This window comes from Thermophagus xiamenensis, from assembly GCF_900112795.1.
Taxonomy (GTDB): domain Bacteria; phylum Bacteroidota; class Bacteroidia; order Bacteroidales; family Marinilabiliaceae; genus Thermophagus; species Thermophagus xiamenensis.
In genome coordinates this window covers 64,397-76,845 of the sequence record NZ_FONA01000022.1, presented here as the reverse complement: position 1 = coordinate 76,845, position 12,449 = coordinate 64,397, and the positions used below count along the sequence as shown (strand labels likewise).

The following is a 12,449-nucleotide window of genomic DNA, read 5'->3' as shown; positions in this document are numbered from 1 at the left end:
GGCTTTTCCCTCTGTCTAATAGTGTTTTTACTGTATACCACATATCAATTACATACATTATGCCTTTTGTTTATGATTTTCAAAAGGCAAGTTAATAATAAGCTTTCCAGAGCTCTCATTTCTTCATTTCGCTTCGCTCATTCATCAATGAGAGCTCTGGAAAAGTGGTATACTTTTGATGAATATTGGTGGTATACTTTTGATGAATATTAACAAAAAGACGTGGAAAGATTCCACCCGCTCATCCACAACACTATTGAAAAAGGCCAAAAGGTAGATTTCTACTTTGAACTGGAAGACTTTGACGGCTACGAGTTGGAAGGTTTATGGGAAGATTTAAAAGTAGATACCACACATCTATCAGATTATGGAAAAATGGCATTTGTTGGAGATAAAAAATGGCAGGAGTGGGCGGCCAAAGCCACTGATTTTTTTACGGATTCAGAAGTCAGATTTTTTCACCTTCAGGAGAAGAAAAAGGCAAAAGAATGGATCAGTCAGTAGAAAATAGTAACTCCCAATTAGCATATATCAGAGAGACTGCCCGTAAGTTTCTGGACAGGGAGACCACCGGAGGATTGCTTCTGATTGGCGCAACCATTATTGCCCTGGTGCTGGGCAATTCCCCTTGGGCAGATGCTTACCACCACTATCTTAAAGATGAATTTCTCTTTGAACTATCCGAACATTTTTCTTTTGGTCTGACCATCAAGGAATGGATCAATGACGGGCTGATGGCCATATTCTTTCTGGTGGCCGGCATGGAACTGAAGCGGGAAATAATGGTGGGCGAATTGTCGTCCTTCAAAAAAGCTTCTATGCCGCTCATGGGAGCAATCGGAGGAATGGTTTTACCCGCACTGATTTTCGTAAGTTTTAACTACGGTACCGAAAATATCAATGGCTGGGGAATCCCTATGGCTACCGATATAGCCTATTCTTTGGGCATCATTGGCCTGTTGGGGAAGCGGGTGCCGGCACAGCTTAAAATCTTTCTGGTGGCGCTGGCCATAGCGGATGATTTGGGGGCAATACTCGTTATTGCACTCTTTTACAGCAATGAGCTTAGTGGGCTGTACTTCAGTGCTGGTGGAGGCGTATTCATCCTTTTGTTACTGTTAAACCGTTTTGGGGTAAAAAACCTCTTCTGGTACATTGTGGGAGGAGTCGCTTTATGGTATTGCTTCCTGAATTCAGGCATTCACCCGACTATAGCAGGGGTGCTTTTAGCTGTAACCATACCTGTAAAACCCAAATTGGACAGTAAGGTTTTAAAGGAGCGTACCGCTCATAATATCAAAGAATTAGAAGAAACAGATATTGAAAACCTTGACCCCATGCAGGATAAGCGTCAAGGACAAATACTGAAAACCATTAAAAAAGACACGGAAAACGCCAGACCACCGTTGCTCCGGTTAGAAAACAGTTTAATTGACTTTAATGCTTTTTTCATTATCCCGATTTTTGCCATTGCCAATGCAGGTGTAAAACTGGATGTCGGGTTTATGGAAGTGGTTTCGGGCTCTCTTGGACTTGGTATTTTATTAGGGCTTGCCGTGGGTAAAGTTGCCGGTATTGGATTGTTCGCATTTATCGGTCAGAAATTAGGTATTGCAGAACTGCATCCTTCATTGAAATGGCGGCATATTATTGGTATGGGCATGATAGCCGGTATAGGGTTCACTATGTCACTGTTTATTACCAACCTGGCATTTGACAATCCTGAGATTATCAAGGTATCCAAAATCAGTATTTTAATGGCTTCTCTGATTGCTGCTATAGGTGGTGTCATTACTTTGGTAATCGGCACGAAGCAGAATAACTATAAGGAGACTGAAAGTTATAATCATTCTGAAAATGAATAATCACGATGTTTTCAATGTCCCACTATACCAATCCATTGAAATACTCCGGTATATTCAACCACTAATTGTATTATAGATATCAAAATGCAAGAATGTTTAAACAGACTATACAAATTCAATCATGAAAAAACTACAAATAAAAATACCCCTTATACTGCCCGAAGTACCGGACGATAAGGATCGATGTGTGCAAAAACTCATTCAACGTCTTGAAGATAAAGAAGGCCTTGAAAAAGTGCATGTAGCAGACGAAACAGACAATGGCGTACCACAGCTATGCTTTCACTATAACCCTGAGCTTATTACGATTGATCAGATACAAAAATTAGCTAAACGTACAGGTGCTTCCATTATTGATAAATACGGTCACCGGTTAATTGAGGTAGAAGGGATTCGTCATACCCGTCATGCCAGAAAAATTGAAGAAGCACTCAATAGATTAGATGGAGTTTTACAGTCCGCAGTATCTGCTTCGGGTATGATCGGATTAGAATTTGAAACAGCAAAAATAAACGATGAAAAAATCCTTACTGTATTGCGCAAAGAAGGTTTAGATATTCTATCTACAGAAGTAGAAGTCGAGCGGTACATAAAAAAGACACATGAAGCCGAAAAAGGCGAAGAGCAAAAAGAAGAAGCTGATAAGGAACATGAACATGAGGAAGGTGAAGATCATGAACATTCGCATGGAGGCATTTTCGGTAAAAACACCGAGCTGATTTTTTCTATCATCTGCGGAGCATTGCTCGGAATTGGCTTTGGATTGTCTTATGTAGAGGCTGTGCCTTCCTGGGTGAGCCTCGCATTATACATCGGGGCATACTTCTTTGGTGGCTATTTCACAGCCAAAGAAGCCATTCAAACAGTGGCCAAAGGCGGCTTTGAGATTGATTTCCTGATGCTGGTAGCGGCCATTGGAGCGGCAATTCTGGGCGAATGGGCGGAAGGTGCATTACTCCTCTTCCTTTTTAGCATGGGGCATGCGCTGGAACACTATGCCATGAACAAAGCCCGTAAATCCATTGCTGCTTTAGCAGATCTCGCTCCTAAAACGGCATTAGTTAAGCGAAATGGTAAAACGGAAGAAGTAGGTATAGAAGAACTAAGCATAGGCGACATAATTGTGGTGAAGCCCAATAGCAAAATCTCAGCCGATGGCGTGGTTGTCAGCGGATCAAGTAGTGTGAATCAGGCACCAATCACCGGGGAAAGTGTGCCGGTAGATAAAGAACCGGTGGATAATCCCGATAAAGACTGGTCACAGGAAAAAGACATCAAAGACGAGAACCGTGCTTTTTCGGGTACCATCAATGGCAACAATACGCTGGAAATCAAAGTCATTAAAGTAGCGAAGGACTCTACCCTCTCCCGTTTGGTAAAATTGGTGAATGAAGCTCAAACCCAGAAATCACCTACGCAGCGGCTCACCGACAAATTTGAGAAGTATTTTGTCCCGTCCGTATTGGTACTGGTCGTGTTGCTCAATTTCGCTTTTCTGGTCATAGATGAGCCTTTTAGTGTAAGCTTCTACCGTGCAATGGCCGTATTGGTGGCAGCCAGCCCTTGCGCTTTGGCCATAGCCACCCCCAGTGCAGTGCTGAGCGGAGTAGCCCGGGCAGCCAAAGGCGGGGTGCTGATCAAAGGTGGACGTCCGCTGGAAGATTTGGGGGTACTTACCGCCCTGGCTTTTGACAAAACCGGAACACTAACAGAAGGTAAGCCCAAGCTCACCAAAGTAGTGGCTTTAGGTGATGTAAAGGAAGACGAACTATTGAAAATAGCCATAGCCGTAGAGAGCCTGAGCGACCATCCGCTGGCCAAAGCTGTGGTGCGGGATGGGAAAGAGCGACTGAAGGGTGCTGATGTGCCTGATGCAAAAGACCTGGAAGCGGTGTTGGGCAAAGGAATCAAAGCCACCTTGGGTAATGACAAAGTGTACATCGGCAACCTGGACCTGTTTGAATCGCTGGATGATAATAAGCCAGAGAAGGAAATAGAAGAAAAAGTGAAGTCACTGGAATCGGATGGAAATACCACCATGCTGATCCGTCAGAATGACCACTACATTGGCATCATTGCCTTGATGGATACGCCCAGAAAAGAAGCTAAAAACACCCTGGAGCAACTGAAAAAGCTTGGTATCAAGCGTATGATCATGCTCACGGGTGATAACCAGAAAGTAGCCGATGCAGTGGCCAAAGAGATTGGCCTTACAGATGCCTGGGGCAGTTTGTTACCAGAAGAAAAGGTTGAAGCCATTAAAGAACTTAAGGAGAAAGAATCCAAAGTAGCGATGGTAGGTGATGGCGTGAATGATGCCCCGGCCATGGCAAATAGCACAGTAGGCATTGCCATGGGAGCAGCTGGCAGTGATGTAGCCCTGGAAACAGCTGATATTGCCCTGATGGCTGATAAGCTGGAGACCTTGCCTTTTGCAATCGGTTTAAGTAGGAAGGCCAAAGGTATTATCAAACAAAACCTCTGGGTTAGTTTGGGAATAGTAGCATTGTTAATACCTGCCACGGTTTTCGGCTTTGCTAATATCGGTGTTGCGGTACTCATTCATGAAGGGTCAACTCTGGTAGTGGTGTTTAATGCTTTGAGATTGTTGGCTTATAAGAAATAGAATTTTTAAAAGTTGGCACTGGGCAGTTGGCAAAGAGAAAAAAAACAGTTGGCAAGGAAGCTTAACCGCGACAACTTTTGCCAATTGCTATTTGCCTATTGCCAACTTAAAAAGATGGAAAGAAATAAAACAACTAACAATATGAAAGAGATCAAGACATTTATCAGACCAAAGAAAGTAAAGGCAGGTGGTTATGGCAGGTAGTTTTCGTGATTTGACTGTTTTCAAGAAAGCATTTTCGCTGGCGATGGAGGTGTTTGAGGTTACTAAGAAATTTCCATCCGATGAGAAGTATGCGCTGACTGATCAATTAAGAAGATCTTCACGATCAGTGTGTCGGGCTATTGGCGAAGGATATAGAAAACGTCAATATCCAAAGCACTTCTCAAGTAAAATGAGTGATGCAGATATGGAAAACTCTGAAACTCAGATTTCTCTTGATTTTGCTTTGGCCTGCCAATATATATCGGAAGGAGAGCGAAATGAACTTGTCGTTAAATCAGAAGAGGTAGGTCGAATGCTCAACCATATGATTGAAAACCCCGAAAAATATAAACCAAGAAATAAATGACGGTACCTTTTGCAAACTGCCAACTGCTTTTGCCAACTATTTTTTGCCAACTAAACTAACGGGTAAATAAAAAAACACTTGAAAAAAAGCACATTCATAATAACAAAAATGGACTGCCCATCAGAGGAGCAGATGATAAGAATGAAACTGGAGCCTTATAGTGAGGTAAAGCAACTTTCATTTGATATTCCCAATCGTAAACTGGAGGTATATCACACGGAAGAAGTAGACAAGATCCATCAGGCCATTCGTGAACTTAAGCTCAATGACCACTTGGAAAGTACGGAAGATGAAGCTGAGTTGCCGTTGGCTACTGACGACTCCCAACAGCGAAAAATACTTTGGTGGGTGCTGGGCATCAATTTCGGCTTCTTTGTGATAGAGCTGACTACTGGATGGATTTCCAACTCTATGGGCCTGATAGCCGACTCATTGGATATGCTGGCAGATTCCATCGTTTATGCACTAAGCCTGTTTGCAGTTGGTGGTGCTGTTTCCAGAAAGAAGAAAGTAGCTAAATTCAGCGGTTATTTTCAAATGGGATTGGCGTTCTTAGGATTCTCAGAAGTTTTGCGCAGATTTTTCAGCGAAAGCGGAACACCTCTGTTTCAATGGATGATAGTTATAGCAATTCTGGCCCTTATCGGCAACTTGGTTTCCCTATGGTTGATCAATAAAGCCAAGAGTGAGGAAGCTCACATGCAGGCCAGCGCCATATTCACTTCCAATGACATTATTGTTAATGGCGGAGTGATCCTGGCCGGTGTTATGGTTTATTTTCTAAACAGCAAATGGCCTGACCTGTTAATTGGTGGAATCGTGTTCGCCTTTGTGATGCGGGGCGCTATTCGCATTTTAAAACTTTCTAAATAATAAGAGAATTAAGCAAATAATATGAAACTCAACACCATTATGCCTGCCAGGTTACAGCCCTACTTCGAACAGGAGCTTAGAGCATATCGGGCTGCCCTGGAAAAGAACCAATTCAGCATTGCCTGGAGACACCTTGAACGGGCACATATAATAGGCCAGGCTTATCCCTGGGAACACAGCTATGTGCATTGGAAGATGCTTTTCTTTGGTATCAGAATTAAAAGTACCAAAGAGGTGATAGGACAAATACCACGATTACTGGTGGGAGGCGTAAAATCTTTTGTTGGAAAAATTCCTGTAGGCAATACAGGCGGGGCAAATGTTCCGCCTCTTAAACCAATGACGATTCCCGATGAAATTATGGATATTTTTAAAAAATCCGGTGTAAAACCGCTCGCATAAAAGGATGAAAAAAACCACCTTCCATATCAGCAAAATGGACTGCCCCAGTGAAGAACAGATGATAAAAATGAAACTGGAAGGGGACGATCAGATTAAGTCACTTGATTTTGACCTTGAAAATCGAAGGTTAGAGGTTTACCACACCGGGACTTATCAATCTATATTGGCTGCCTTGGAAAGTCTAAACCTGAATACAACGCAAGTTTCTTCCGAAGAAGCGGAATTGGCTCCTAATACACCTTCTGACAAAAAAGAAAAGAAACTGCTCTGGGCAGTTTTACTCATTAACTTTTCCTTTTTTGCCATCGAACTAACCACAGGATTGGTTGCAAACTCAACGGGGTTGGTAGCGGACAGTTTAGACATGCTTGCGGACAGTATCGTTTATGGACTATCACTATTAGCAGTAGGTAAAATAGTTTCAAGAAAGAAAAAGGTTGCAAGGTTTGCAGGCTATTTTCAAATAACCCTTGCTATTATAGGTTTTGTAGAAGTCATCAGACGTTTTGTTGGTGAAGAAAAAATGCCTGACTTCCAAACTATGATAATCGTCTCAATACTCGCATTGATTGCGAATGTAATTTGCTTATTTCTACTTCAAAAGGGTAAGAGCAGTGAAGCACACATGAAGGCAAGTATGATTTTTACTTCCAATGACATCATAATTAATACTGGCGTAATTGCGGCCGGACTTCTGGTGAACTGGTTAAACTCAAGCTATCCGGATTTAATAATCGGGACTATCGTATTTCTTGTAGTAGCAAGGGGAGCGTACAGGATAATGCAACTTTCTAAATAGTGCCAACGCATCAGTCACACACATTGGCTGGCCACTCAGAGCCGACCCGCAGACCAAAGCCAGCCAAAGAGTGTGCCTGCCCAACCCGAGAAAAGAAATTTTCAAAAATGCCCCACGCGACTAAAAAGAACACAACTATACAATGCCCCGACAAAAATAGACTCTTAACCTACTGAAAATATGAACAGAAAAGAAAAAACACGATGCCCCAACAAGGTATAAAAAACATAGGGCAGATAAAGGTTTCAGTGAGATTAGTACTTTTAATAAACATTCTGCTTGACTGACAGGAAAGTGGTTCCAAAAGCCCTACGATTTTTTATACAGAACGTTGGCAACAAGTATAAAAAAACCGAAATATGACAAAAAAAGTATTTGTAACCGGAGGAACAGGATTTTTAGGAAGACACCTAATAGAAAGACTTGTTTCAGAAAATTATCAAGTTTTTGCGTTGACAAGAACTGAAAATTCTTTACGTAATCTTCCTATACAGGAAGTGGTTTGAAGTTTAAATGACATTCAAAAGTGGGAGGACAAACTTAGTGACTGTGATGTCTTAATACATTGTGCAGCGAGAGTTGAGTTTTGGGGTGCTTGGCAAGACTTCTATAAAGATAACACCCTTGCAACCTTAGACTTATTAAAATCAGCAGAGAAGTACAAAGTCAAACGATTCATCTACATAAGCTCTGAATCAGTGTTGCAAGATAAGAGTGACTTGTTTGATATTGACGAAACGTATCCATACCCCAAAGAACCAAATTCATATTATGGAAAATCTAAAATGTTAGCAGAACAGGGTATCATCGCCTTCAATGGCAACATTCAAAAAATAATATTGCGACCTACTTTTATTTATGGAAAGGGAGTCAATGCCATAAAAACCCTTAAAGAAAAAATAAAATCAGGTGGATTTTCTTGGATTGACAAGGGAAATGTATGGATGGAAATGGTTTATGTAAAAAATGTCGTTGAAGGTATAGTAATGGCAATGAGTAATGGAAAGAACAATGAAATTTACAACATAACTGACCATTCAAAACTAACAGTAAAAGCATTTTTGTCAGACTTAATGGCAACAGAAAACGTCTCTATTTCCAACAAGAACACACCATCTTTTATTGCAAAACCAGCTGCATCAATAGTTGAAAAACTTTGGAAAATATTTAAACTTAAAAGCTATCCCCCTTTGACAAGATTTGATTTAAGTTTTATAGCAATGAACAGACAATACAAGACAACGAAGGCTATTAACGAATTAAAATATAAACCAATTTATACCACAGAGGACGCGCTTAATGAAATGCGAAAGAATACCAGCTGCTAACAGGCGTTTGGCTCAATGGCGGGTGAAGTGGTTAATTGAACATTCTACCTCGCATCAACATTTGTGGTATATTGACAGTTTTGTGCTCCGAAACCCGCCCGAACTTAAAGATATAATTGTTGTGCGAAGCGCACTTTTCACTTCAAAGTGCATCCCCTATACTCTATAAAAACTCACTTAAACCTGCTTGATATTTCTAAGAACACTGCCTTCTGTAACCAATATGCAAGAGTCATCAGATATGCATATCGTCCAGTGGAATAGGTAGTTTTTGAATAATAGAGCGACTTACCTGTGTATAAATTTGTGTGGTTTTTAAATTCTTATGTCCCAGTAATACCTGAATAATGCGTATATCCGTGCCGCTTTCTAACAAATGAGTAGCATAAGAATGCCTCAATGAATGCACTGTGGCATCTTTCTGAATACCTGATTTTTTCAAAGCATTTTTAAAAATATTCTGAACGCTTCTTGAAGAGTATTTTTCCCCACTCTGCCCTTCAAACAAATAATGTTTTGTCTTGTAAACCTTCCAATAATCTCTCAGCAATTGCAACAACTTTTTTGATAAAGGGACATACCTGTCTTTATTCCCCTTTGATTGTGTAATTTTTATGAGCATTCTTTGTGAATCAATATCCTTGATAGTAAGATTTAAGCACTCTGATAATCTTAATCCTCCACCGTAAATAGTGGCCAATATAGATTTGTGTTTGATGTTATTGCAGGATTGGATAATTTTTTGAACTTCTTCTTTGGATAAAACAACGGGTAATTTGTATTCTCTGCGATCAGGGTAAAGATGTTTCAGTTGGAAATTTTTACGCCACATATTGTTGTAAAGAAACTGAATGGCGCCCACCAAAGTTTTTTGATAAGATGCAGATATGTTGTCCTGTTTGATTTTGCGGTATAAAAACTCTTCAATTTCACGAATGGAAATATTTTCCGGATTTTTGTCGGGGAAGGCATCTAAGAATAGAGATATGGCATTTTTGTAGGAACGAATGGAAGAGGGGGCATAACGTTTAATTTTCATAAGTTTCGTAAAATCTTCCAATATATTCTGTTTCCCGCTATGTTGCATAATTTTGGAATATTTTGGAGTTTTCCCGCCACAAAGATACAAAAAAGAAATATATTGCGTATATTTGCGTGTTATGCGGCAGCTTAAAAGACGACACCAAACCAAAAAAATCATCTTGACAACCACCCGACTTTGAACTACGAAGGATGAAATTTTTCAGGAACAACTTTGAGCATTTCTAAAAAACAATTTTTCCATTGATTTGCAGACAAACAGACAATTTTGGAATTAAGGTCAACTCCAAATTTTTCTGAAATTGACCTAACTTGTTTTTTTCTAAAAATAGACTTCATAGCTGTTTTGACTGTTAAATCAGGTTTTTGTAACATATACGAAACAAAATTTAAGTACTTAACCTTAAGCCCAATATCTAATGAAATCTGTTTTCTTTCAATTTTCAAAAGTGCTGATTTGACAGTTGGCGGTGGCAAGAAACTTTCAGGACCTACCTCATAGACAAGTTTCAAATCAAAAAAAGTATGATAGAAAACGGTATATGGATTGTAAAGCTTCCTCGAAAATAACTTTTGTGCAGGTTCTAACTGAAGGACAATGGAACCTCCCAGAAAATTTCCAAGACTCTCAAACATCAGGATTTTGAAAATATCGGAAGTAATGCCATAAGGAATATTTGACACCACTTTGAAAGGAAATTTCGGAACTGCAAAATTCCTAAAATCACAACCGACAACTTGAACATTTCGGGCATCAGAAAATAATTTTCGTAAATGTTCAACCAAAGCTGTGTCGTTTTCAATAGCAACAACATTGTTGGCGATTTTTAATAAATGAACAGTAAGAAACCCCTTGCCTGCCCCAATATCTAAAACCGTATCCTGATTACTTATATTTGCTTGTCTTATTGCATCTTTTATTAGCACTTTATCAATAGTAAAGTGCTGACCCGTAAAACGAACGGGCAATTTCTTTTTTTTCATTCGTAATTATTTTAGTTAACTCTCTAGTTTTAAGGTTTTAATATCAGTTAGGATTGATCAAATTTTCATTCTCATGCTCGAAGCAAATATTCTGTTGTCCTTAACTGATAAAGGTCAGTTTCATTCTCGTTGTTAAAACGTACAGTAAAAAATCGACCTTTGATAATATAATTGGTTGCTTTAGGCACTCATCAGCCTCTCTAATTGCTGTTGATAATAAGCAATTAACCGATCTCTTCTGAAATTATTTAAGTGGTCTTCGCCAAGTTCCTTATAAGCAACCTTATCTTTTATGATAAAATATGAGGCTATTAAAATTTTATGCCCCAAGGCTATGATTGTCTTTTTCTTCCCTCGGCGTCCAACCAGACTTTTATATTTGGCATTAAAGTAAGTCCCTTTTGTCCTTGAGGCTGCCCAACCGCATTCGACCAAAAGACTGCGCAAATATTTATTCCCATAGGTGATGCGTCCGCTTTTGTTCTTGCCGGCTGACTCATTACTCCCGGGACATACTCCCGCCCAAGATGCCAAATGCTTCTCGCTCGGAAAACGACTCATATCTGTGCCTATTTCTGATATGATGCGTATGGCCCCATCCCTGCCTACACCCGGGATACTCATCAATAACTCTACTTCCTTTCCATAAGGGGCCACCTTTTCATCTATCTTTTCTTCCAACTTTGTTATTGTCTCTTCTATCTTTGATATTTGAGTACGTATCATTTCCAACATGAAGCGATGATGCTCCGTAATATATCCTGTTAATGCTTCTTTTATTTCTTCACCACTGGCTTTGACTCGACCGTGAACATGTTGTAAGAGTTCTTCCGGCTTATAGTCTTCTGTTGATAAAATATGATCTATAATTTTTGTTCCTGTAACACCAAATACATCATTTAGTACACTTGACAATTTGATATTAGCATCCTCTAGTACCTTCAGAAAACGATTCTTCTCCGATGTTATTTGTTGCGTCAGCTTGGTCTTATAGCGCGTCAATTCTCGCAATTCCCGAATGGTGCGTTCCGGTATAAAACTGGCTTTTAGCAACCCACTTAGTAATAATTTTGCTAACCATCGGCTGTCTTTTTTATCCGTCTTATGCCCCGGTACATTTTTAACGTGTCGTGCATTTACCAATAATAGTTCAAATTCATCTCCCATTACATTAAATATCGGCTTCCAATAAACACCGGTGCTCTCAATGGCTATATGGGTGATGTTGTGTTTCTTCAACCATTTTTTTAATTTTACCAACGAATTGGTGAAGGTTTTAAAACTCCTGGTTTGAGTCCTCAAGCCTTCGCCCATTATGGTTACAACGACCGTGTCTTTATGAACATCCATCCCGCAACCTCGTTTGACTGCTATTGGAAATTTTATATATTTTTCTTTCATGGCTCTTAGTTTTTACGTTTTTATCTATACAAAACTAAGAGCCTTTTTCTTATCCTCCCAAATTACATGTTCTTTTGTCGCCTCGAATATACAGGCGATGAGGGTTTCATTAGTAACTTCTTACAGGTGAATACTTGAATTCAAATCGTGGAGAAGTGAATAGACAGTATTAGACAGAGCAACTATGACAACGTAACGCCTTTACAAAAAAGTCGGCACACGAAACCCATAGACTAATTGTCTTGACCTAAAAGAGATTGGAATTTTCAGGACTGCCTATATCACTTAGATAGAAGTCCAAGGTCTGCTGAAATACATAATTCAAAAATTGAAATTGCTTGACTGCAAATTTAGTAACTTTGCTTGACAAATTAACGAGAAAGAAGAGAAAATGAAAGCCGACCGCATAACATCACCTATACGCAAGCAGGGGTTTCGTGCTTCGTAGGACAGGAAAGCGCTAAATTTAAAGTTCAGTTCTTCGAAGGAAGTTCAGTGGTTAAAATCCCTGCCTGCGTATAGCTGAGAACCGTTATGGGCAACCTTAGACGACACCCCC

Annotated in this window: 11 protein-coding genes and 1 pseudogene; 9 read left to right on the top strand and 3 right to left on the bottom strand. The window is 39.9% G+C overall.

Annotated elements, in window-relative coordinates; translation table 11 throughout:
- The 9 genes and pseudogenes from BM130_RS15495 to BM130_RS12845 form a co-directional block, all read left to right on the top strand.
- Positions 1-213 (top strand): hypothetical protein (locus BM130_RS15495; protein WP_217645608.1); only part of this gene is annotated, 213 nt, incomplete at its 5' end.
- Between the two features lie 9 nt (positions 214-222).
- The gene (locus BM130_RS12890; RefSeq protein ID WP_010528529.1) at positions 223-504 is read left to right on the top strand and encodes a SpoIIAA family protein; all 282 of its coding nucleotides are present in this window, start codon (positions 223-225) and stop codon (positions 502-504) included.
- Positions 489-1,865 carry a Na+/H+ antiporter NhaA gene (nhaA, locus tag BM130_RS12885; RefSeq protein ID WP_010528530.1) on the top strand — a complete coding sequence of 459 codons (1,377 nt, stop codon included), beginning with the start codon at positions 489-491 and terminating at the stop codon, positions 1,863-1,865. Before BM130_RS12890 ends, nhaA begins: the two co-directional genes overlap by 16 nt.
- A gap of 121 nt (positions 1,866-1,986) precedes the next feature.
- The gene (locus BM130_RS12880) at positions 1,987-4,491 is read left to right on the top strand and encodes a heavy metal translocating P-type ATPase (protein WP_010528531.1); all 2,505 of its coding nucleotides are present in this window, start codon (positions 1,987-1,989) and stop codon (positions 4,489-4,491) included.
- 193 nt (positions 4,492-4,684) lie between these two features.
- Positions 4,685-5,062, top strand: coding sequence for a four helix bundle protein (locus BM130_RS12870; RefSeq protein ID WP_010528533.1), 378 nt, complete (start codon positions 4,685-4,687; stop codon positions 5,060-5,062).
- A gap of 108 nt (positions 5,063-5,170) precedes the next feature.
- Complete coding sequence (locus BM130_RS12865) at positions 5,171-5,935, top strand: cation efflux transmembrane domain-containing protein (protein WP_044138825.1); 765 nt, start codon at positions 5,171-5,173, stop codon at positions 5,933-5,935.
- 21 nt (positions 5,936-5,956) lie between these two features.
- Positions 5,957-6,337 (top strand): DUF3703 domain-containing protein, encoded by a 381-nt coding sequence (locus BM130_RS12860; RefSeq protein ID WP_010528535.1) that lies wholly within the window; start codon positions 5,957-5,959, stop codon positions 6,335-6,337.
- 4 nt (positions 6,338-6,341) lie between these two features.
- On the top strand, positions 6,342-7,136 hold the full coding sequence (locus tag BM130_RS12855) for a cation efflux transmembrane domain-containing protein (protein WP_010528536.1): 795 nt from the start codon (positions 6,342-6,344) through the stop codon (positions 7,134-7,136).
- Between the two features lie 359 nt (positions 7,137-7,495).
- Positions 7,496-8,464: pseudogene (locus BM130_RS12845) on the top strand (NAD-dependent epimerase/dehydratase family protein).
- Between the two features lie 235 nt (positions 8,465-8,699).
- On the opposite strand, the gene xerA reads toward BM130_RS12845, so the two are convergent.
- The 3 genes from xerA to BM130_RS12830 form a co-directional block, all read right to left on the bottom strand.
- Positions 8,700-9,551 (bottom strand): site-specific tyrosine recombinase/integron integrase, encoded by an 852-nt coding sequence (xerA, locus tag BM130_RS12840; RefSeq protein WP_010528540.1) that lies wholly within the window; start codon positions 9,549-9,551, stop codon positions 8,700-8,702.
- A 137-nt stretch (positions 9,552-9,688) separates the two neighbouring features.
- The gene (erm, locus tag BM130_RS12835) at positions 9,689-10,489 is read right to left on the bottom strand and encodes a 23S ribosomal RNA methyltransferase Erm (RefSeq protein WP_010528541.1); all 801 of its coding nucleotides are present in this window, start codon (positions 10,487-10,489) and stop codon (positions 9,689-9,691) included.
- Between the two features lie 180 nt (positions 10,490-10,669).
- Complete coding sequence (locus BM130_RS12830; protein ID WP_010528542.1) at positions 10,670-11,890, bottom strand: IS110 family RNA-guided transposase; 1,221 nt, start codon at positions 11,888-11,890, stop codon at positions 10,670-10,672.
- Between the last annotated feature and the right edge of the window lie 559 nt (positions 11,891-12,449).